Annotated in this window: 22 protein-coding genes; 11 read left to right on the top strand and 11 right to left on the bottom strand. The window is 46.2% G+C overall.

The window, feature by feature from the left end:
- Window positions 1-32: 32 nt before the first annotated feature.
- From FHS57_RS00680 to FHS57_RS00655, 6 genes are all read left to right on the top strand, one after another.
- Complete coding sequence (locus FHS57_RS00680) at window positions 33-1178, top strand: hypothetical protein (protein WP_183970942.1); 1146 nt, start codon at window positions 33-35, stop codon at window positions 1176-1178.
- A gap of 18 nt (window positions 1179-1196) precedes the next feature.
- Window positions 1197-1943: an SDR family oxidoreductase gene (locus FHS57_RS00675; RefSeq protein ID WP_183970941.1), complete on the top strand. Its 747-nt coding sequence runs from the start codon at window positions 1197-1199 to the stop codon at window positions 1941-1943.
- Window positions 1944-1977: 34 nt separating this feature from the next.
- On the top strand, window positions 1978-2688 hold the full coding sequence (locus FHS57_RS00670) for a class I SAM-dependent methyltransferase (protein ID WP_183970940.1): 711 nt from the start codon (window positions 1978-1980) through the stop codon (window positions 2686-2688).
- A 99-nt stretch (window positions 2689-2787) separates the two neighbouring features.
- Window positions 2788-3411: an HPP family protein gene (locus FHS57_RS00665; protein ID WP_183970939.1), complete on the top strand. Its 624-nt coding sequence runs from the start codon at window positions 2788-2790 to the stop codon at window positions 3409-3411.
- Window positions 3412-3568: 157 nt separating this feature from the next.
- Window positions 3569-4072: a DUF6141 family protein gene (locus FHS57_RS00660; RefSeq protein WP_183970938.1), complete on the top strand. Its 504-nt coding sequence runs from the start codon at window positions 3569-3571 to the stop codon at window positions 4070-4072.
- Window positions 4073-4278: 206 nt separating this feature from the next.
- Complete coding sequence (locus FHS57_RS00655; RefSeq protein ID WP_183970937.1) at window positions 4279-4872, top strand: hypothetical protein; 594 nt, start codon at window positions 4279-4281, stop codon at window positions 4870-4872.
- Window positions 4873-5102: 230 nt separating this feature from the next.
- Here FHS57_RS00655 and thrA read toward each other — a convergent pair whose 3' ends face one another.
- On the bottom strand, window positions 5103-7565 hold the full coding sequence (thrA, locus tag FHS57_RS00650; protein WP_183970936.1) for a bifunctional aspartate kinase/homoserine dehydrogenase I: 2463 nt from the start codon (window positions 7563-7565) through the stop codon (window positions 5103-5105).
- A gap of 153 nt (window positions 7566-7718) precedes the next feature.
- Here thrA and FHS57_RS00645 point away from each other — a divergent pair, with 153 nt between their 5' ends.
- Together FHS57_RS00645 and FHS57_RS00640 are read left to right on the top strand one after the other, a co-directional pair.
- Complete coding sequence (locus tag FHS57_RS00645; RefSeq protein WP_183970935.1) at window positions 7719-8309, top strand: Uma2 family endonuclease; 591 nt, start codon at window positions 7719-7721, stop codon at window positions 8307-8309.
- A 122-nt stretch (window positions 8310-8431) separates the two neighbouring features.
- Window positions 8432-8665: a PspC domain-containing protein gene (locus FHS57_RS00640; RefSeq protein WP_028522540.1), complete on the top strand. Its 234-nt coding sequence runs from the start codon at window positions 8432-8434 to the stop codon at window positions 8663-8665.
- A 49-nt stretch (window positions 8666-8714) separates the two neighbouring features.
- Here FHS57_RS00640 and FHS57_RS00635 read toward each other — a convergent pair whose 3' ends face one another.
- The 4 genes from FHS57_RS00635 to FHS57_RS00620 form a co-directional block, all read right to left on the bottom strand.
- Window positions 8715-9941 (bottom strand): MFS transporter, encoded by a 1227-nt coding sequence (locus FHS57_RS00635; RefSeq protein ID WP_183970934.1) that lies wholly within the window; start codon window positions 9939-9941, stop codon window positions 8715-8717.
- A gap of 151 nt (window positions 9942-10092) precedes the next feature.
- Entirely contained in the window at window positions 10093-11754 is a 1662-nt protein-coding gene (locus tag FHS57_RS00630; RefSeq protein ID WP_183970933.1) for a UxaA family hydrolase, read from the bottom strand.
- 138 nt (window positions 11755-11892) lie between these two features.
- Window positions 11893-12156, bottom strand: coding sequence for a type II toxin-antitoxin system RelE family toxin (locus FHS57_RS00625; protein WP_183970932.1), 264 nt, complete (start codon window positions 12154-12156; stop codon window positions 11893-11895).
- A complete protein-coding gene (locus tag FHS57_RS00620; protein WP_183970931.1) occupies window positions 12137-12388 on the bottom strand; it encodes a hypothetical protein in 252 nt (83 codons plus the stop codon). Before FHS57_RS00620 ends, FHS57_RS00625 begins: the two co-directional genes overlap by 20 nt.
- A gap of 168 nt (window positions 12389-12556) precedes the next feature.
- On the opposite strand from FHS57_RS00620, the gene fumC reads away from it, so the two are divergent.
- Window positions 12557-13978 (top strand): class II fumarate hydratase, encoded by a 1422-nt coding sequence (gene fumC, locus FHS57_RS00615; protein ID WP_183971741.1) that lies wholly within the window; start codon window positions 12557-12559, stop codon window positions 13976-13978.
- Between the two features lie 116 nt (window positions 13979-14094).
- On the opposite strand, the gene FHS57_RS00610 is transcribed toward fumC, so the two are convergent.
- From FHS57_RS00610 to FHS57_RS00595, 4 genes are all read right to left on the bottom strand, one after another.
- On the bottom strand, window positions 14095-14514 hold the full coding sequence (locus tag FHS57_RS00610) for an Hsp20/alpha crystallin family protein (RefSeq protein WP_183970930.1): 420 nt from the start codon (window positions 14512-14514) through the stop codon (window positions 14095-14097).
- Window positions 14515-14529: 15 nt separating this feature from the next.
- On the bottom strand, window positions 14530-14781 hold the full coding sequence (locus tag FHS57_RS00605) for a hypothetical protein (protein ID WP_028522544.1): 252 nt from the start codon (window positions 14779-14781) through the stop codon (window positions 14530-14532).
- Between the two features lie 202 nt (window positions 14782-14983).
- The gene (locus FHS57_RS00600; RefSeq protein ID WP_183970929.1) at window positions 14984-15313 is read right to left on the bottom strand and encodes a hypothetical protein; all 330 of its coding nucleotides are present in this window, start codon (window positions 15311-15313) and stop codon (window positions 14984-14986) included.
- A gap of 23 nt (window positions 15314-15336) precedes the next feature.
- Window positions 15337-15885 carry an RNA polymerase sigma factor gene (locus FHS57_RS00595; protein WP_122934089.1) on the bottom strand — a complete coding sequence of 183 codons (549 nt, stop codon included), beginning with the start codon at window positions 15883-15885 and terminating at the stop codon, window positions 15337-15339.
- A gap of 232 nt (window positions 15886-16117) precedes the next feature.
- Between FHS57_RS00595 and FHS57_RS00590 the strand changes: the two genes are divergently transcribed.
- The gene (locus FHS57_RS00590; protein WP_183970928.1) at window positions 16118-17830 is read left to right on the top strand and encodes an AMP-binding protein; all 1713 of its coding nucleotides are present in this window, start codon (window positions 16118-16120) and stop codon (window positions 17828-17830) included.
- A 4-nt stretch (window positions 17831-17834) separates the two neighbouring features.
- Window positions 17835-19631, top strand: a complete 1797-nt coding sequence (locus FHS57_RS00585; RefSeq protein WP_183970927.1) for an acyl-CoA dehydrogenase — start codon at window positions 17835-17837, stop codon at window positions 19629-19631.
- Window positions 19632-19997: 366 nt separating this feature from the next.
- On the opposite strand, the gene FHS57_RS00580 is transcribed toward FHS57_RS00585, so the two are convergent.
- Window positions 19998-20879, bottom strand: coding sequence for a serine hydrolase (locus FHS57_RS00580; protein WP_183970926.1), 882 nt, complete (start codon window positions 20877-20879; stop codon window positions 19998-20000).
- A gap of 155 nt (window positions 20880-21034) precedes the next feature.
- Window positions 21035-22534 (bottom strand): choice-of-anchor I family protein, encoded by a 1500-nt coding sequence (locus FHS57_RS00575; protein WP_183970925.1) that lies wholly within the window; start codon window positions 22532-22534, stop codon window positions 21035-21037.
- Window positions 22535-22715 lie beyond the last annotated feature (181 nt).

Raw genomic sequence — 22715 nt, 5'->3', positions numbered from 1 at the left:
TAAACTTTATCTAAGAAAACAGTACTAAGCAAATGACGTTTAAGTTGTTAAGCCGTTGGACTCACATTGGGTTGCTTTTTTTCGTCACCACCTCGTTTGCGCAGCAAGCCCCCATCGACGTCACCGAACAAACCATCAAACTTGGCCCCATGCAGGAGCAAGAGTTACAGTTTGGGTTTGCAGCGGGTGATAAAATTTTGTTTCAGTTTAAAGAAATCAATGACAAAGAACTCAAAGAAATCGAAATCGTTGAATACCCCACGACTTCAAAGTTTTCGGACTATAAAACTACCCAAATGGACACAAAAACCATTCAGGTGGTAAAGCAGGGGGTGTATTTGTTCAAGTTTAAAAATGGGGCAATCTTAGGTCGTATTTGTAAAATCAAAATCCAACGCGTACCCGCCAGCGAGGCTACGGTCAACTTCAATACGGCCGTGTCGTGGGAAGACAAGCAAGAAACCACCTACAATACCTATACCAAAGAGGTACTCGCTGGCTACGACACTACGTACACGCGCAAAACCAAAAAGGTGGTGGTAAAATCGGAGCAGCGCGAAGAATTGGTGTTTGACAAACCCCAACGCGTACATTCTTCCGCCAACACCAACGGCAACAAGGCGTCCTTGTCGTTTACCTTGCCCAAAAACGTGATTACCCCTTACAAAACCACGAAAGTAGTCTCGTGGGCGTATTGGGTGGGCGTGGGCAATGAAGCCAACGAAGCGTGGAAACAAAACTCCAAAATCATCGTCAGCATCGCCAAAGGGGCAGCGGCCTATTTCACCACACCCCTCGGGGCATTGGCAGCGGGAGTCGTCACCGACTTAGCCATTCCTAAAATGGGCGAAGACGTGTATTATGCCGTAGCCGACAAAGCCAATCGCGATTTGTTTATGGCGGGCCAGCCCCATCGCGTTATTGACCAAGGTAAGGGAGTCGCGGGTTTTAGAAAATTTTCTGACCCAGCCTTAAGCCAAGGGGCGTACTACATTTTGCTGTCCAACGACAACCTTGTGCAAGGCGTAGATGCATCGGTGAAAGTAATTGCCATCGTTGAAACCACGACCTACGAAGACAAAGTCATCACCGAAACGACCCTTACGCCTCGCTACGAGAAAAAAACATTTTCGGAACCAGTGATCAAAACGGTACGAATGCCCGTAACGGGGAAGTAACCTTAAAAATATTCAAAAATGGATAAAATAGCATTGATTACAGGTGGAAGCCGTGGAATTGGGGCGGCTACGGCTCTTTTAGCGGCTCAACGGGGCTATCGCGTTTGTATCAACTACTATAAAAATACAGATGCTGCTTTTCGAGTAGTAGATACCATCCAACAAAACGGAGGCAAAGCCATCGCATTACAGGCTGATATTTCCAAAGAAAACGAAGTCGTCGGGCTATTTGAGCAGCTTGATAAGGACTTGGGCCGACTCACGGCTTTAGTCAATAATGCAGGGATTTTAGAAACCCAGTCTAGGGTGGAAGGCATCACATCCGACCGCCTTCTGCGAATTTTTAACCACAACGTCGTAGGAAGTTTTATTTGCGCACGAGAAGCCATCAAGCGGATGTCCATCAAACACGGCGGAGCAGGTGGAGCAATTGTCAATGTATCCTCTGTTGCTGCTCGTACGGGCTCTCCCAACGAATACGTGGACTATGCCGCCTCCAAAGGTGCTATTGACTCTTTTACCGTAGGACTCGCCAAAGAGTTGGCAGGTGAAGGAATTCGAGTAAACGCTGTTCGACCTGGTTTTATATACACCGACATTCACGCTAGTGGCGGCGAACCCCACCGAGTTGATCGTCTCAAAGCGATTATTCCTTTGAAACGGGGAGGGGCATCCGAAGAAATTGCCAATGCGATTTTGTGGCTTCTTTCTGACGAAGCGTCCTTCACTACGGGGGCTTTTATTGACATCACTGGTGGAATATAGCTTTATCTTTCGTATTTCATTTCTATAACAGCCCATGAAAGACCTCATTTTAAAAGCCTATGAGCAAATGGCTGTCAAATACAGCGAACTAATTGAATACAAGCCTCATAATGCACACTACGACCGTCCCAATACGCTCCGTTTGCTGCCAGATGTAGCAGGGAAGAAAATCTTAGATGCAGCTTGTGGCCCAGGGAAATACGCCGAAGCCCTGTTGGCACAAGGCGCCGAAGTGACAGGATTTGACCTAAGTCCTACGATGGTTTCTTTGGCCAAACAACGAAATCCGCAGCACCAAGACAATTTCTATGTTCATGACCTAGCCACGCCTTTCGAGCAACTCTCCGATGGCTCATTCGATATTGTTCTTTGTGCCTTAGCTTTGCATTATCTGCCTGATTGGACGCTTACGATACAAGAATTTTGCCGTGTCTTAACGCCCCAAGGCCTTCTTGTGGTGTCGATAGAGCACCCGTTTTTTGAGTATAATTATTTCAAATCGACCAACTATTTTGACATTGAACACGTCAAATGTGTTTGGAAAGGATTTGGGCAACCTGTGGAAATCAACAGTTTTCGACGCCCTCTAAACGAGTGCATCGCCCCGTTAACCGACAATGGTTTTTACATTGATAAACTCGTAGAACCCAAACCCACCCCCGAGTTTGAAGCCCTCGACCCCAAGCATTTCAAGGAGCTCAATGAGTTCCCCGCTTTTATGTGTATTCGTGCCGTAAAAAAATAGCTTACTGAAATTTGGTACAACTTTTTGATATTTGCAGTAATATCAGATTTGCTACGAATTCCGCACGTCGTAGCACCACTCATACGTTGTATTCCAAAAATGGTAAAGTCAAAAATCAGAAGAGGCTACAGGATAGCCAAGTACATTGTATATAAAGAAACCCTGGTCGATTCGGTCGAGAACTTTTGGTCCTTTACGGGTGCTTTTTTAGGAATTGGGCTCATTGCGTTCTTGCAAACAACCCTTTCCGATGCCGATAATTTATTCTTAATCGGGTCGTTTGGCGCTTCCTCTGTCTTAATTTTCGGAGCGATTCAAAGTCCTCTGGCTCAACCTCGTAACTTAGTCGGCGGGCACCTTATCTCGGCTATTTTAGGCGTAACCATTTACCAAGTATTTCCCAATATTATCTGGTTCACAGCCCCTTTGGCCGTTTCTTTATCCATCCTGTGTATGCAAATCACCAAGACCTTGCACCCTCCTGGTGGCGCTACGGCATTGATTGCTGTCATTGGTTCAGAAAAAATCAAGCACTTGGGTTATTGGTTTGTGTTATCGCCCGTCGCTTCGGGGGTGTTTATTTTGTTGGTGGTGGCACTTATTTTTAACAACCTTACGCCCCATCGCAAGTATCCTACAAGCCGTCGTTTTTCGAGGACTTTCCAATGGGCAGCTTACACCACAAAAAAAATCCTGAAAAGAATGAAAAGAGAGAGGCTGTAACAAGCTAATTTTGAGAAACCAGCCACACGCACCGTGCCTGAGGTTTCTCAAAACCGAAGTAAGGGTTTCTCAAAACCCAATGCCGCACAAAATTCGCTACCAATAGGCTGGTTTTGAGAAACCAGCCACACGACCACACACCTTTAAAAACAAAACCATGCAAGACAATATCCTTTTTCACGAAAAACAGAAATTTACCCAATGGTGGCTTTGGGTGATTCTTTTGGGGGTTGGTTTTATTTTTGTTGGTACCTTTTTGATACAAGTAATAGGCGGCACTCCACTTGGAGACAATCCATTGAGCAACGAAGGGTACATAATTGGCCTCTTTCTAATGGCGTTGTTTCTAGCTTTTTTCTACTATTTAGAACTCGAAACCATCATTAAACCAAGCGGGATTTACGTACGTTTTTTCCCATTTCATCTTTCATTTAAACATTACCCTTGGGATTCACTAGGTAAATGCTACGTAAAACAATACTCTCCTATTGGGGATTTTGGAGGTTGGGGAGTTCGAATTAGCCTATTTGGAAAAGGAACTGCTTACAACGTAGATGGCGACTATGGCCTCCAACTTGAATTTTTAACTTCTAAAAAGCTCCTAATTGGGACTCAAAAACCCCAGGAACTATCAAAAGCACTCGACTTGGCAAAGCAATAATTCTGACAATTTCCATCTACCAACAAGCTAATTTTGAGAAACCAGCGACACGCACCGTGCCTGAGGTTTCTCAAAACCGAAGAAAGGGTTTCTCAAAACCCAATGCCCCACAAAATTCGCTACCAATAGGCTGGTTTTGAGAAACCAGCGACACAAACCAGAAGCACTCGACCTAGCAAAGCAATAATCTCAAAAATCAGCATGTTATGAAAAACCTTATTCTTCTTTTACTCGTATCCCTCGTCCTACAAAGTTGTTTTAGCAATTCCAACCCACCTATCAATACTCTAGGAGGTTGGTACACACTTACGTCTGTTTCCTCCGACACTCCTGTAGATTTAAACAATGATGGAGTGCGTTCGGCTGATTTTTTAAAGGAATTAACTGCGCGTTATTACACCCCTACCCAATCTACGTCACTTTCCATGTTTACCCCAACAGGTTCTTTGTATAACGCTGAAATAAGGCCACACACGAGTAATCAAACTACGTATCCTAGCATTGATTTTAACTTCCCCCACCAATCCATTGACTCAACTTCATTGGCGAATCGCACCTATTTCCTCCACTTTTACCAACCTGTTTTTGAAGGATTTACGTACGAAATACAAAAAGACAGAAGTATCAAGCTGATTGACAAGCTCCCCACAAACAAAGAAAAGATAGGTACCGTTACTCATTTAGAGCGGATTAACTCCAACTCTTTTGAATTAACGATAGATAAAAAAGTGTTTGACTTTGCCGATAAGAGGTGGAAGACTGCCCATTTGAAGGCAATTTATCTGCGAAAAGCTTTCTAAGCCCCACTACCAACAAGCTGGTTTTGAGAAACCAGCAACACGCGCACACGCACCGTGCCTGAGGTTTCCACGTAGCTGTGCCTGAGGTTTCTCAAAACCGAAGAAAGGGTTTCTCAAAACCCAGTGCCGCACAAACTTCGCTACTAACAGGCTGGTTTTGAGAAACCAGCGACACGCGCACACGCACCGTGCCGGAGGTTTCTCAAAACCGAAGAAAAGAAGAGGTACGGTTATGCCAAATAACTACTGATACTCATTACGTCGGCGAATACGCCTGAGGCCGTGACTTCAGCCCCTGCACCCGGGCCTTTCACCACGAGCGGGCGGGTATTGTAACGCTCAGTGGTAAACGAGACAATATTGTCGGCACCTGAAAGCGAATAAAACGGATGGTCAGCGTCCACCGTACGAAGTTGAAGCGTGGCTTTACCATTTTCAAGAGTGGCGATGTAGCGAAGCTTTTCACCTTTGGCGACAGCCTCGTTGAGCAAATTCGCGAAATACGCATCCGAGCCTTCTACTTCCTTAAAAAACGCATCGACAGTGGGCGCTTGTAAACAGTTTTCGGGCAAAATAGGGGCAATTTGAATGTCGCTCATTTCGAGCGCAATGCCCGTTTCCCGTGCCAAAATCAAGATTTTACGCGCTACGTCCAAGCCACTCAAATCGTCGCGTGGGTCGGGTTCGGTGTAACCTTTTTCTTTGGCCTCACCAACGATGTCCACAAAACGAGTCCCTTCCACAAAACTGTTGAAGATAAACGACAACGTGCCTGATAAAATCGCCTCAATTTTGACAAACTTATCCCCACTTGACATCAAGCCTTGAATCGTATTGATGATGGGCAAACCAGCACCTACGTTGGTTTCGTACAAAAACTTAACGCCCTTGCGAACAGCCGTTTGTTGCAAACGACGGTACTCCGCGTAGCTGCTCGAATTAGCCACTTTGTTGGGCGTTACTACCGACACGCTCGCATCGAGCAACGGGAAATAATATTGAATAATGTCTTTGTCAGACGTACAATCTATGAAAACGCTGTTTGGTAAATTGAACTCCCGAATGCGCTGAACAAAGGCCGAAAGGCTGGTCGTTTTACCGTTTTCGTCCAGTTCTTCTTGCCAATTTTGCAGGCTTATTCCTTCGGGATTGAGCCACATTTTTTTGCTACGTGCCAACCCTACCACATTGACTTTCAACAACTTTTCTTTGGCTAAATACTCCGATTGCGCCGCAAGTTGTTTCAAAAACGTACTTCCAATCAAGCCCGTCCCTACCACAAACAAATTGAGCGTCCGTACTTCCGACTGGAAAAACACCCCGTGAATGGCGTTGAGTGCTTTCGAAAGGTCGTTTTTCTGAATCACCACCGAAATATTCAACTCCGAAGAGCCTTGTGCCGTCGCAATCACGTTGATGCCGTTTTTACCAAGGGCAGTAAATAATTTACCCGACACCCCCGTACTACGACGCATTCCTTCGCCTACAATCGCGATGATAGAAACGTTGCGCTGAATCTGAATACCGTCGCGGTCGATGTCGCCTGCGGCAATTTCAACCGAAAACTCTTGGTCGAGAACATCTTTGGCTCGTTCCGCATTTTTGGGGTCAATCGCAAAGCAAATCGAATGCTCTGACGACGCCTGCGAAATCAAAATCACGCTGATTTTATTGCGCGACATGGCCGAAAACAAACGAGCCGACACCCCAGCCACCCCAATCATCCCACTTCCCTGGACGTTGACCAACGCAATGTCGTCAATCGAACTAATCCCCGTGATGGCATAAGGCGTTTCGAGGGCCGTGTTGTGCACGGTCGTTCCTTCTGAAGCCGTATTAAACGTATTGAGAACTTTAATTGGAATGTTCTTGGCAAAGGCAGGTTGCAAGCTCGGCGGGTAAATCACCTTTGCTCCAAAGTGGCTCAGCTCCATCGCTTCGGCGTACGTAATGGTTGGAATCGTGAAGGCGTTTGACACCTTACGCGGGTCGGCGGTCATCATTCCGTCCACGTCTGTCCAAATTTCAATTACCTCAGCGTCCAATGCCGCCCCAAAAATCGAACCTGTATAGTCGGAACCTCCGCGGCCGAGCGTCGTGGTGATTCCGTCTTCGGTAGAACCAATAAAGCCTGTGATGCACAACAAGGCGTCAGTTTTGGCGAAATGGGCGTTGATTTGGGCGTTTGTTACCTCAAAATCTACTTCGGCGTAACTGAAATGATTGTTGGTACGAATGAGCGTGCGTGCATCACAAAACTCTGCATTTACGCCGCGTGCCTTGAGGGCTTCAGTAATGATGGTCGTCGAAAGGCGTTCGCCAAACGACATCAATAAGTCGAGCGTGCGCGTCGATAGTTCACGAATCAACGAAATCCCTTTCAACAAATCTTCCAATTCATTGACCAAGCCACGTACTTTGGCAATAGAGCTACTCTGACTTTTAATATCAATCAACCCGCGCACGGCCGTAAAGTGACGTTCTTCGAGAGCTTTGAGTGCATCATAATAATCGGTATTTCCCGTGGACGCCATGCGCCCGATTTCAATCAGTTTATTCGTGACGCCCCCCATTGCCGAGTACACCACGGCAATGCGTTCGCCTTTTGCAATATTATCTTGTAAAATCTGGATGACTTGCTGGATACTTTCGACTGTGCCGCACGAAGTGCCGCCAAACTTGAGGACTTTCATTCTAACTATAGCGTATCGTTAAACTGGAGCGGCGAACCGCCTCGGTGAGTGAATAATCGGGTGACTAGCACCACTTTGACTTGTCTTGCTGCAAATATAGTGCGGTGATAGGGGAATTATCGTATTTTTGTTGTAAACAATGCCTTAAAAGTTATGTCTGCCGTTGAAAAAACACTCTCGCCCGATGATTATTTGCAATGGGAACGCGCTGCTGAATTCAAAAGTGAATACCATCGAGGTACAATCACGTTGATGGCGGGGGCGTCACGCAATCATAATCGTGTGACCGCAAATTTAAGCGTAGAGATAGGAGTTCGCCTCAAGAACTCTCGTTGCCAGCATTTTTCTCAAGACTTTCGACTATGGATCCCTACCGAAGAATTTTACACCTACCCCGATTTGACGATTGTTTGTGGAAAGCTTGAGTTGCTCGATGACCAGTTTGACACCATGCTCAATCCTACGACCATCATTGAGGTTTTGTCTAAAAGTACAGCGCAATACGACCGAAGCGAAAAATTTGAATACTACCGCAGCATTCCCTCTTTTAAGGAATACGTCCTCATTGATTCAGAGCGAGTTAAAGTAGAAGTGTGGCAAAAACTAGAATCACCTAACGTATGGGCGTTGGTGCACGAAACCCGCCGTTTGGACGATTCTATTCAGTTAATGATGCTGCCATCGGCCATTTCGCTCCAAGATATTTATGCCCAAACGGTGGGGTTATTGCACATCAATGACTAAAGCTCGTCCCTAAAAAACTCCCTTTGTCCCGTTTTTTTTCCATTGGTGTGGGGGTTGTTGGAACTATTGGGTATTACATAGTACCTTTGATTCAACAATAACACAAAAACTATTTAACAGCCATGGAAACTAACAGATTGTATCGCATAAAAAATCAAGCCGCCATCGGTGGTGTAGCCGCAGGTTTAGCACATTATTTCGACATCGACCGTTCGATTGTTCGTATCTTGTTTGTCATCGCGTTCTTCTTTGCCGCTGGCGTACCTGTCGTCTTCATTTATGTGCTTTTATGGGCATTTTTACCCAAAGCCATCATGGAAGAGAAACCTATCCACGTGATTAGGTTACAGAATTAATGGCGATTGTAACATCCCGAAAGTTCAAAACTTTCGGGATGTTTTGTTTTTAAGAAAGCACACGACTTCGTTCTACCGTCAGTGACTCTACCCACCGAAATCCCAGATAACTTACCACCGATACTCCTACTAACACGCCCCAAAGCGTATAAAATCCAAAACGAGTGGCAATTTGACCACCCAATACAGGCGCTGTCACCTGCGCCACAGAGTAACACATCGAGTACAAAGCCGAATATTGTCCACGATTTTGAGGAGTTGAGCGCTCAATGGTGAGGGAGTTGAGAAACGGCATCGCCAGCATTTCACTGAAGGTGATGGTCACCACAGCAACGGGCAGAATCCACACCATTCCAGGGAAAAGGACGAAAAACAAGTAGGCCAAGCCGCACAACAATACTCCCCAGCCAATGAAGGTGAGTTTGGAACGGAGTCGCTCAATTCGATAAATCAACAGCATTTCGACGGCAGCTACCAACACCCCGTTCATTCCGAGCAACAGCCCAATATACACTTCCTTGATTTTCAACTCAGAACGCCAAAAGACAGGAACGATGCTGAAAAATGTCATAAAACAAATGGCAAAAAGCACCGTAAAAACCAACATCCGCATAAAAACTCCGTCGCGAAAGGCCGATTGAGTAACAGGAACTTCTTGTTCGGTATGTTTTTGCTCTTCGGTGGCGTTGTTCCTATTTTTTACCAAAAACAACAAAAACAAGGCCGCCGACACGTTGGTGATGCCATCCGCAATAAAGAGGTACTTGTACCCAATGGTAGCAAAAATTCCGCCCAAAGCAGGCCCTATCGCCCAGCCGACGTTGATGGCCAAACGGTTGAGTGCGTACGCCCGCGTTCGGTTTTCGGGCGTGCTGTAAAAGGCAATTGAGGTGGAATTGGCGGGACGAAACCCTTCTCCCACCAAATTGAGGAAAAATGCCGTAGCGCAGAGCGTAGGAATTGTGCGCATGTGCATCAACACAAAAAATGTCATTCCCCCCAGCGCCAAACTGAACAATTGCACGTAATAATGGCCGAGTTTATCGGTGAGTTTTCCGCCTAAATACACCCCAAGAATCCCTCCTGCTCCCGCACAGCTTACGACCAACCCTGCGTCCGACAGGGTAAAATGTAGTGATTGGGTCAGGTAAACGCTCATGAAGGGAATGACCATTGTTCCTGAGCGGTTGATGAGCATCACGGCGGCAAGCAACCATATTTCGCGCGACATCCCGCCGTACGCATTTCGATAAAGTGTGGCTGTTTTTTGTATCATGTTTTTAGCTGTGATTAAATGCGTCGAAAACGCTAAACCGTAGGGATTCCGAAACGGAATTCGGGACAAGCCCAAGGACGCATAAAATGAAAAAGGGTCAGTCGGTATAGTTCCGACTGACCCTTTTGAATCTATCGTACTGTTTACCAGTTTATAACGATACGCCGCGTTTCCACGGAATGAAATCGTCTTGGCCGAGGCGCTGGGCGTGGGTCAATTTACCGCTTGCTACGGCGATGATCTCTTCGAGTAAAGCATCGGCGTTTTCGGCAATAGTTTCCTCTCCTGTCACGACCGTTCCGCAATTAAAGTCAATCACATCCACCATTTTCTCGGCTAATTTGGAGTTGGTTGATACCTTCATCACGGGGCAAATGGGGTTTCCTGTGGGCGTTCCCAAACCTGTCGTAAACAAAATCACAGTTGCTCCTGCGGCGGTTTTTCCCGTGGTGGCTTCTACGTCGTTGCCTGGGGTACACACCAACTGCAAGCCTTTTTCGTGGGAAATTTCGGTGTAGTTGGTCACGTCCTGAATCGGTGCCGAGCCGCCTTTTTTCGCTGCTCCCGCCGACTTGATAGCGTCCGTAATCAAACCATCTTTGATGTTTCCAGGCGAAGGGTTAAACGCAAAAGCCGAACCTACGGCATCAGCTTTGCCCGAATAGTCGCGCATGAGTTTTTCAAACTTGGCGGCTTTTTCTTCCGTCACGCAGCGGTTGAGGAGTTCTTGCTCCACGCCGTGCAATTCTGGAAATTCTGCCAACAAAGTTTTTCCACCCAATGTCACCAAAATATCTGATACTTGTCCCAAAACGGGATTCGCCGAAATTCCAGAGAAGCCATCCGAACCGCCACATTTTAGGCCAACAACCAGTTCGGTAATAGACACGTCTTCACGCTCGCATTCGTTGGCTTTGATTAAGCCCAAAAACGTTTGCTTAATCGCTGCCGACATCATCGCCGCCTCCGTTCCTTGCTGTTGCTCAAAAATATACAACGGTTTATCAAACTTAGGACTACGCTTGTGGATTTCGTCCATCAAGATTTTTTCTTCCGAGTTTTGACAACCCAAACTCAACACTGTCACCCCTGCCACGTTGGGGTGAACGGCATAAGCCGCAAACAACGAGCAAAGCGTGTGGGCATCTTGGCGTGTACCTCCGCAGCCACCTTCGTGGGTCAAAAACTTAATCCCATCAACGTTTTTGAAAGGACGATTTAAATCATTAGACCACGGGCGGGGCGTTGAAGAATCGGTGAAAGGCGCTAATTTTTGAACTGTTTCCAACTGACCATTTTGGTACAAATGCAGCATTTCGCGCACTTGGTCGCGGTACAGTTCGGGTTGTGCATAGCCTAATTCACGCTCAAAAGCAGTTTTTAGAGTCAATACGTTGCGGTTTTCGCAAAATACCAACGGAATCACCAACCAGTAGTTGTAGGTTCCGACTTTTCCGTCGGAGCGGCGGTAGCCTTTAAACGTGCGTCCCACCCACTTACTTACGTCGGGCGGGGTCCAGCTATACGGCTGACGTTTGGCTGTGCTGTACGACTCAGAGTCGTGCTTGAGGTTATAAGTGGTAATGGGTTCGCCGCGTTTGATAGGCTGCGAGGCACGGCCTACCAATACGCCATACATGGTTACGGCATCGCCCGTTTCCAAATCGTGGGTTACAAACTTATGCTTGGCATAAACGGTGTGGGGCAAGAGATAAGATTCTCCTTCAAACTCAACAACTTCGCCCGCTGGTAGGTCGCGCAAAGCTACGATTACGTTATCGTTGGGGTTTACTTTTAATACTTTGTGAAGCATTTTAACAAATTGAGATGAGTGGCGTGGCCACAGTTATTAATTATTGGTTAATCTTGTAGGTGCTACAAAGGTTGTGTGTGTGTGTTTCAAACTGCTACTTTCTTTTACTCTTAATCTACGCTGCTTGACTACTAACTTTTAAGGAAAAAAGCGATAAATTTCTTTTCGGGGCAAAATTCGTGCAAACACAATGGTATCCTCCTCCACGTAAAGCCCAATCCGATATTCTCCAACTCGAATTCGGTAAACATTTTTATATCCCGATAGCTTTTTGAGATTTGGAATATCTTTGAGGTTCTGAGCTTTACCAACTTGATTGTAAATTGCTAGCACTTCAGAAATAAGAGCAGAAGGACTCTTTTTTAAGTCTCTTTCAAATGATTTATTGGTTTGAAATTTCATTCTGCATCCATTTCAAAAACTCTTCTTGTTCTTTTTCTGACAATCTGCCCTCTTTCTTCCCTTCTTCTACCGCAATGCCCAACGCGAAATCTTCCTCTTCTTCCGTCAGTTCTCGTGGCTTAACTTCAATATCAAGCGCTTTGAGCACGCTCAGAAGTGCTTTCTTCTGCTTACGAGTCACCTCAATGTCCAGCTTCAAACGCTGTTTGCGGATTGTGGAAGATGCAGTCATTGGTTTTATTTTTTTGGTAAAATTAGAGAGATTATGATTTCTATCAAAAGCGGGTAAGCGATTTGTGTTTACTTTTGCAAGATGGCTGAACAATTGTCCCAATTAGCTCATCCATCGACTCAATCATTCATTCAAATTCACCGCGCGGGCGGCCCCGTCATTCATCCAATGGAATTCCGTATAGAAAAAGACACGATGGGAAAGGTAGAAGTACCTGCACACGTGTATTGGGGAGCACAAACACAACGCTCCATCATGAACTTCCCGATTGCCCAAGACATTAACAAAATGCCAAAGGAAATCATTCGGGCGTTTGCTTACTTGAAAAAAGCGGCTGCTATCACCAACTTTGAGGCAGGTATCCTTCCAGAAGACAAAAAGAATTTGATTGCACAAGTGTGCGACGAAATTTTGGCAGGTCAGCTCGATGACCAGTTTCCGTTGGTCGTTTGGCAAACGGGTTCAGGCACGCAGTCAAACATGAACTGCAACGAGGTGATTGCTTACCGCGCCCACGTAATCAACGGTGGTTCGTTGTTGGACGAGAAAAAATTCTTGAACCCCAACGACGACGTCAATAAGTCGCAGTCTTCCAACGATACGTTCCCGACAGCGATGCACATTGCGGCCTACAAAATTTTAATCGAAGTTACTATCCCTGGCATCCAAAAACTCCGCGATACGCTCAAAGCCAAATCGGAGGCGTTTAAAGATGTGGTAAAAATTGGTCGTACGCACTTCATGGACGCTACTCCGCTTACACTCGGACAAGAATTTTCGGGCTATGTTTCTCAACTTGACCACGGCTTGCGCGCCATCAACAATACCTTGGCGCACTTGTCAGAATTGGCGTTGGGCGGAACGGCCGTAGGAACGGGTATCAACACGCCAAAAGGCTATTCTGAAAATGTAGCGGGTCACATCGCAGCGTTGACAGGTCTGCCATTCATCACGGCCGAAAACAAGTTTGAAGCCTTGGCCGCGCACGACGCAGTGGTAGAAGCCCACGGCGCGCTTAAAACGGTGGCCGTTAGCTTGATGAAAATTGCCAACGACATCCGTATGCTTTCGTCGGGACCACGCGCAGGCATCGGCGAAATTTTCATTCCTGACAACGAGCCTGGAAGCTCTATCATGCCAGGAAAAGTAAACCCAACGCAGTGCGAAGCGATGACCATGGTCGCCTGCCAAGTATTGGGCAACGACGTGGCGATCAACATCGGTGGCTCAAACGGTCACTTCGAGTTGAACGTATTTAAGCCTGTGATGATTTACAATTTCTTGCACTCAGCGCGTTTGATTGGCGATGTATGCGTGGCTTTCAACGATAAGTGTGCAGTAGGTATCGAGCCATTGACGGACAACATCCGTAAGCACGTCAACAACTCGTTGATGTTGGTAACGGCCTTGAACCCTAAAATCGGTTACTACAACGCGGCGGCCATCGCGCAAGATGCCCACAAGCGTGGTATTACCCTCAAACAAGCCGCTCTTGAGTTTGAACTCAAAGGCTTGGATTTCACCCACATGACTTCTGACCAATTTGATGAATGGGTACGCCCTGAAGACATGGTAGGTGGGTTGAAATAAGTTTACGATTTTCAGTGTGCCTGTTGACAGGTTTATAATAAAAATAGTCGGCTACCTTGGCAGCCGACTATTTTTATTATGCGCTTCGGGCGGGTTGTGAGCAACCCTTTTCACGTTTACGCCACTGCAATTTCCTGTGCGGGTTTTGCTGACCCAGGCACAAAAGGCAATGTCACTTGCAATACGCCGTTTTTGTACTCGGCTTTGATTCCTTCCGACTCGATGGTTTCGTCAATGACAAAGGTACGCTCAAACGAAGCCTTGGTAAATTCGTTGCGAATCCACTGTTGGTTTTCTTTGATGTCTTCTTTTGCCTGATACGCAATCGTCAACTCGTTGCCTTTGAGGCTAATTTTAAAGTCTTCCTTGGCGCGGTCGGGAGCGATGACGAAAATTTCGTAGCTGTTTTCGGTTTTTAGTACATTGACAGGTACTCGGTATTGATTACCTGCAAAGGCGCGACCGAACTGTTTTCCAAACGGGCCGAACCCCATTCCAGGGTGTCCGTGCCCACATTTTCTGTGATGATGATACATGGCTATTAAAATTGATTAAATTTTCGTGATAGGGTGTTGAAACGAATCGTTCAAGTTTTCTTTACGATACTGCGCTGTTACGTCCTCATAAGGTGTGTAATACGCCTGATAGCGTTTCCATTGGCGACGGCGGCGACCCATCATAAGTCGAAATGCCAAGCCAAAAAACAAGAAAAAGAAAAACGCTTTCAATAATAAGAAAGGCAATATGAACAGAAATAATGCGCCAAAAAATACGGCTCCGATAACTCTCAAAATAGTAAACATAGCTGTTAAATGGTTATATGGTGACGTGTACAAACCCTGTACAAATAGGATGACGATTGAAATCAAAAATTACTTTAACGAATTCTGATTTTTTTTGAATTAAAGTGGCAGAGCAAAAGTTTTGGGGTATTTGCTTCTATACAATTCATTGACTTTGAACGGATAACGATTAACAGATAACGATTAACTTGTGCTATAGCACTTAATTTTTACCGCAACGTTTGCGCCATTCTTCGCGCAAGCGAGCGCGCTCTTCCTCGTTCATGTGTAGCCATTTTTCCCGAAAAGCAGCTTTCTTTTGGGCGTGCTGTGCCCAAGGTGCGCCCTTGCCACGGCTAAAGTTCCCAAACAACAAACGGCACAAAATCAACAACCCCACGGCTTGCCAGTAAGAGATAAATGCTACTCCCAGTAGCGCAGGCAAAATAGCGTTCCAAAGCCACATGACGGCAGCCCCAAGTACCAAAACGGCCACCGCCGCAAAAAGCGGAAATAAGAAAAAATAGGCCCGACGATTGTGTTTAGTAGTCATGGTTGCGTTGGTCAAAAAAATGGTTAATCAATCAATAAATCTTGGTACAAACCCGCCAACCGTTTTCGCAAGTGCTGCACTGCGTAGCGCTTGCGAGAAATCAGCGTTTTGATGTTCTCACCCGTGCGGTCAGCAATCTCCTGAAACGTCTCGTCTTCGAGTTCGTTCCACACAAATACCTGGCGCTGGTTTTCGGGCAGTTCGTCGAGGGCTTCCATGAGTTGTTGCCAAAACAACTCGCGGAGATAGTCACTTTCGGGCGTTCCGTCGTCGGCGAGCAATAAATCCTTGAACACGATTTCGCCGTCTTCGTCCTCGTAGCCGTAATCTTCGAGGGTTTCGGGGCGCTGCTTGCGGTAGGTATCCACAATGCGGTTCCGAGCCACACGATACAGCCAACTTCCCACTTGCTCAATGGCTTCTACTTCGGGCTGACTGCTCAGTTGGTACCAAACGTCCTGCAAAATATCCTCAGCATCTTCGTCGCTGCTTACGCGCTGACGAATGAAGCCAAAAAGTTGCTTGCTGTACTTTTTGATGGTCTGAACAATAGGTAGTCGTGCGGTTGCCAATGTTAATTTTAAGTGGTTAATTGGTTAGACGAACAACGTTGAAAATTACTTTAAACCGGGTAAAGTTTTTTTTTCAATAGACGTTTTTGCTCGTTCTGTCGTACTGAATATAGAGGAAAAGACCTTAAAATCATTTTTTGTCATGAAAAGTCAGGGGTAAAACTTCTTCCCTCTAACTTCGTTTATATCTTTGTAGTGTACAATTTTTTCTAAACATCAACCTAAAATCTGAATGGCTGTAACTAGAGATACCTTTCCGTGGCTAAAATTTTATCCAGCGGGAATGCCCTTTGAAATTAATCCAGATGTCTATTCGTCGTTGTTAGAAATGATTGACGAAGGCTTTACCAAATATGCTTCGCGTAAAGCTTACGCTTGCATGGGGAAAGAAATTACGTATGCTGAGTTAGATAAACAGTCGCGCAATTTTGCGGCCTACCTGCAAAGCATTGGCCTCCAAAAAGGCGACCGCCTTGCGATTCAAATGCCCAACGTACTGCAATACCCCATTGCGATGTTTGGCGCATTGCGGGCAGGGCTCACGGTGGTCAACACCAATCCGCTTTATACGCCCCGCGAAATGGAGCACCAGTTCAAAGATTCGGGAGCAAAAGCCATTGTGATTTTGGCCAACTTTGCCTCTAACTTAGAAAAAGTGCTTCCCCATACCAATATCGAGCACGTACTGGTCACCGAGATTGGCGATTTGTTGGGTTTTGGCAAAAAACAACTTGTCAATTTTGTGGTAAAGAATGTCAAAAAGATGGTTCCTGACTATGACCTTCCTACCGCAAAGTCGTTTACGGATGCGTTGAGCAAAGGCTCCGCCGCCGAATACCAAAAACCTGATTTGAGAAATTCAGACTTGGCCTTTATTCAATATACGGGTGGGACAACGGGGGTGTCGAAAGGCGCCATGCTCACTCACCGCAACATTATTTCTAACGTAGAAGCCAACTGCGTTTATTTGAGCCCGATGCTCAATACGATTCCCGAAGGACAAACCAACGTGATTGTGGCCGCCTTGCCGCTGTACCACGTGTACGCGCTTACGTGCAACGCCCTTTCTGCCCTTAAAAACGGCGGAATGAACCTGTTGATTACCAATCCACGCGATATGGAGGCATTTATCAAAGACCTCAAAAAATACAAAGTGACCACCTTTACGGGGGTAAATACGCTGTACAATGGCTTAATGAACAACCCTAAAATTGGCGAGGTGGATTTTAGCGGCCTCAAAATAACCTCGGCGGGAGGAATGGCACTACAAAAAGTGGTGGCCGAACGCTGGTATAAGCTCACAGGCAATTTGCCCACCGAGGGCTACGGCTTGTCTGAGACGTCGCCCGTGCTTTGTGCCAACCCATTGAAAACCACCGACAACCGCGTCGGCACCATCGGAATCCCCTTCCCTAGTACTGAAATGCGCATCATGCGCGACGATAGCACCTGGGCCGACATAGGCGAAGCGGGTGAAATCTGCGCATTAGGGCCACAGGTAATGCCAGGATACTACAACCGCCCCGACGAAACGGCCAAAGTGATGTTTACCGACCCTGCCGATGGCCGTCAGTGGTTCAAAACGGGGGATGTTGGGGTGATGGATGCTGATGGCTTTTTCAAAATCGTTGACCGTAAGAAAGACATGGTACTTGTGTCAGGTTTCAACGTGTATCCCAACGAAATAGAAGATGTCGTAGCCCAATGTCAGGGTGTTTTGGAGGTTGCTTGTATTGGTGTACCCGACGAAAAAACAACCGAAGCGGTGAAGATTTTTGTGGTAAAAAAAGACGAAAGCCTTACAAAAGAGCAAATTATGGCCTATTGCCGCGAAAACTTGACGGCCTACAAATGCCCTAAGCACATCGAATTCCGTACCGAATTGCCCAAGACCAACGTAGGCAAAATTCTACGAAAAGCTTTGCGGGATGAGGTAAAAAAATAATTGTATGTTTTTCTCAAAACGCGACCTTCAATTTAATCTGTACCAACTGCTTGACGTGGAGCAGTTGGTACAATACCCGTACTTCCAAGACCACAATCGGGAATCGTTTGACATGGTGCTGGACGCCGCCGAGCAAATCGCCGACAAAATGCTGCGTCCTTTACTCACCGAAATGGACCGAAATGAGCCCCAACTTGTCGATGGCAAAATCCGCGTCCACGAAGGGATGAAAGCCATCACGCGGCGTTTTGGGGAAGATGGCTGGATAAATGCCACTTTTCGCTACGAAGAAGGCGGGCAACAACTCCCCGCGACGGTTCACAATGCGGCAGCGTTTATTTTTCAAGCCGCCAATTATTCGGCCAGTGTGTATCCATTTTTGACCACAGGAGCGGCCAATTTGATTCGAAGTTTTGGTTCTCCCGAACTGATTGACACCTACACGCCCAACATGTACAACGGCCGTTGGCAAGGCACCATGGCCCTGACCGAACCCAACGCAGGAAGCTCATTATCAGACATTTCTACCAGTGCCGAGCCCACCCAAACCGCAGGTATTTACAAAATACAAGGGCAAAAAATCTTTATTTCGTGCGGCGACCACGACGCGTGCGAAAACGTAGTTCACTTGTTGTTGGCCAAAATCAAAGGTGGGCCTGCGGGCACCAAAGGAATTTCTTTGTTTGTAGTACCTCAGCAACGCGTTACCCCTGAAGGATTGGTGCCTAACGGCGTCACCACGGCAGGGGTCTATCATAAAATGGGCTACAAAGGAGCACCCATTGCGCACTTGATGTTTGGCTCGGATGCCGATTGTGTAGGCTATTTGGTGGGCGAAGAACACAGAGGCTTGAGTTATATGTTCCAAATGATGAACGAAGCTCGGGTTGGAGTGGGCACCAACGCGGCGGCCATCGGTACGGCGGCTTACCACGCTTCGTTGGCCTATGCCAAAGAGCGCCCGCAAGGCAGGCCCATCGCAGCCAAAGACCCAACCCAGCCTCAGACGCTGATTATCCACCACGCCGATGTCAAACGAATGTTATTATTTCAAAAGTCGGTGGTCGAAGGTTCGCTATCGTTGTTGTTGCAGTGTGGACTTTGGGCCGATATTGCCCACGTAGCCCAAGGCACCGATAAAGAAAGAGCCGAACTTTTACTGGATTTGCTTACGCCCATTGCCAAATCGTATCCGTCCGAAATGTGCTGCCAAACTACCAGTGCCGCCGTGCAGATTTTGGGAGGTGCAGGCTATACGACCGATTTCCCGCTCGAACAATATTACCGCGAAGCCCGTATTCATCCCATTCACGAAGGCACAACGGGGATTCATGGGCTCGATTTGTTAGGCCGAAAAATTACCCTCAAAGGTGGAAAAGCGGTACAATTGCTGGCCGAAGAAATGAGCCTAGCCATCGCGCAGGCCAAAGCCGTTGCCAACGAACCAAAGCTACCTATTTGGGCCGAGCAGTTGGAAAAGACATTGCTCAAGGTACAACAAGTAACGGGGCATTTGTTGGCGATAGCTCCGCAAAATGTGGAGGCGTTTTTGGCCGATGCTACGCTGTATTTAGAAATGTTTGGAATTACGACCATCGCTTGGCAGTGGCTCAAACAAGCAACCGAAGCAAACAAAAAACTGGCGGATGCCAACGCCGATTCAGAACGCCATTTTTACCAAGGGAAAATAGCGACCGCTCATTATTTCTTTGAATATGAATTGGCAAAAACAACGGCGCTGGCTAAGCGTCTTCTTAGTCAGAATCGAGCAACGGTGGAGATGCAGCCCGAGTGGTTCTAATTCTATTGAATAGTATAAAAACAAAAAAGCCGTGCAGAAGATCCGCGCGGCTTTTTGACTTTACTCAACGTTATGAAAAACTCTTTATTTTGACTCTTCTTATAATAAGAAGTAACATCATTAGTAAATGTAGTAGCTTCTAGTTTACTTAAACACAGCCTATTTTGGTGGCAGTCGTTTAAACAACTCTACAAAGTTAGTGACTTATTCTGGTAGAAAGAAATACATTTCATTGAAAAAAAGACAAAAATCACCAAAAAGCCCACGAAAAGGCTAAAAAAGGCTATGTTCTACCGCCTTTTTGACACAAATTTTTTTACTAAACTTACGATTAGCTTCCCTAAACCTTCCAAAGATAGCCCAAACTTATTTTACGGCTTCATAAATTAGCCTTGAAATATCCGCGAGTGCTTTTACTCCTTCTTTGGGTTTGGTCAATTTCTTTGACAATAAAACCAGCACATATTTTCGTCCATCGGGAAGAAATACGATGCCCGAGTCGTGCTGAACTCCCGTAATGGAACCTGTTTTGTGAGCCACCTTGACGTTGGTGGGAAGTTGGGCAGGAATAATTTCGTTGAATTTTTGATCAAACAAAATACGAATCATGGCATCACAGGCTTTTCTGTTGACCACTTTTTTCAACGCAATTTTTTCAAAAATAAGCATCAAATCATAAGCTGTGACGGAGTTGTTCAGTCCTTTCTGAAACGCTTTGGTGTCTTCCACTCCTCGCAAAACCTGAATATCTTGCGCCCCAAGTTGACGCATGGTTGTATTGGCATTTTTGGCGTCCACGAGGTCTATCAAAATATTCGTGGCAAGGTTACTACTCACAATAATCATTTGATAGGTGAGGTCATAAATCGTCATTTTTTTGCCAATTTGGCGATACATATCATCGGCGCTGTCGTCGCTAATGTCAAGCTTAAACGGGCTGCCATCGACTATGCTCTTGAATTCATTTTTGACCAAAATCGAATCCGTAAGTTTGAATTTTTTAGCTTTGGCTTGCTTGAAAACCTCAATCATCACGGGCGTTTTCATGGTACTCGCTGCGTGGAAGTTTTCGTGATCATTAATAAAAAGGGTCTCTTGCGTTTGAAGGTCTTTAAAAGCAACTGCGAACTCCCCTTCTACGGTTTTGAGGCGTGCTGTAATCGTCTCTTTAAGGCTAGAGATTGGAGGTTTCTGGGCAAAAACGCAGAGGGATAAACAAGAAAGAAGAGTTAGGTAGAGAAGTTTCATGTTGATGATGTTTAAACACGAAACATACCAATTTTTTCGGAATTTAGCACCAAAAACCACAACGGCGCTGCCTAAATTAGGCAACGCCGTTGACAGATTGATTAGGTATCGTTACCGTTTTGTGATTGTGGTTGCTCACAACCACAATTTTCTCCTTATTGAGGACGGTAAATTTTGATAACGCCGTCGTTTTCACTGCTGACAATCAATAAGCTTTTCTTGAGCGGGCTTTGGTTTGCGGGGACAAACAAAACACCTTCTGGTGCATCACCCGTCTTGAGAAGTTGTAAAAAGACGGGAGCAGTGGGATTGGTCACGTCATAAACAGCCACTGCGTCGGCGCGTTCCATGCCTACAAAAGCTACTTTGCGAGTCCCGACTTGACCGATGGCAATACCTTCAGGCTCAACGCCTTTGTCGTCGCTACGAGCGTCGTCATACACTCCCGCGGCAATGCTGTGCACTTCAAGCTCATTTTTGCTGTCGAATACCCGAGCGCCCGTATTTCCGTTCCATACACTAAACGAACGTGCTCCCAATGAATACAATCCGTCGTAATCTCCGTCTCCATCGGTATCACCGAGCGTGGTAGTAATGTTTAGACGTCCCATTTGAGCAGTGGCTTTGAGGGTAGCGGCGTTAGGAAAGGCCGTTGGGTCGAGTACTATTGAACTGTGATTTACACGACGGATTTCGGAAAAACCAGTGTATTCGCGGGCGTCACCTTCGTTGGCCGTGAAAAGATAAGGCACACCACCTGACTCTAGAACGGCAATGGCGTCGGGCTGATACATCCCAAAAGCAGGCCATTTTTTCAACGCAATGGCATTGTCTTGGTCGCTCACGTCGATGGCGTTTTCATCGAGGTTATAATTTTTGAAGCCTAATGGAAAAATGGTGGTAATCGCTTTTGGCGTAAGGTCAATTTTGGCAATGGCATTGTTTTCTTGCAACGTCACCCAAGCGGTTTTTGAGTCTTCTGATACGGTAATGTATTCGGGTTCAATGTCTTGGGCAAAACTGGCGTTTAATCCAAAAATACGCAATCCTTGGGCTTTAAGGGCTGCTTGCTGAGGCGCAAAACCCGAAAAATCAAGGGTTTTTACCGAATAATTATCATCCACCGAAATGATAGAAACGCTTCCAACGGGGTCGATGGTGTAGGCGTCATTGGGTTCGCCTTCGTTGGCAGAAAGAATAAAACGACCATCAGGCGAAAACGTTACCATGTCAGGCAAAGCACCTACTGGGATAACTTTTACTTCTTTTTGGTCAATGGTGTTGAATACCACAACCTTGCCTGGATCCGTTTTGGTAGATGACTCAATAGCGGCCGCTAATTTACCATTATAAATGCTAAGGCTATTGACAGCTCCGCCGTACGGAGCCATGCTGATATTTCCGATGACCTTGAGCTGGCCATTCGCTCCTACTTCTAGGATGTCAATTTTGTTAACGGTACTGTTATTGACCACAAACAAGCGCCCAGTAGTGGGATCATACGCGCTAATCTCAGCAGCGCCTGTGTCACCGATATCAATGCTTGCAATTTCGGCAAAAGTAGCAGGGTTTTCATTGAATGCAGGGTCGAGACGGTGATCGGCACAAGCATATACAAACAACAATAGCGTGAGGGGTAAAAGTATCTTTTGCATATAACGAAATGGATTAAGCTGCAAAAATAGCTTCGTGGTATTACCCCTATTTCACGCAAAAGTTAAGCTCAAATGAAGTTTTAGGTACGTTTAATGAGTGTGGTTTTACAATTCGTTAATTCTGACTGTCGCCAAACATTGGTCAGACGGCAGTCAGACCGTCCTTAGCATTTTTTGCTTG

The organism is Runella defluvii, from assembly GCF_014195535.1.
In the GTDB taxonomy this organism is placed as follows: Bacteria; Bacteroidota; Bacteroidia; order Cytophagales; family Spirosomataceae; genus Runella; species Runella defluvii.
The sequence above is the reverse complement of the archived record's forward strand: the minus strand, read 5'-3'. Positions and strand labels throughout refer to the sequence as shown.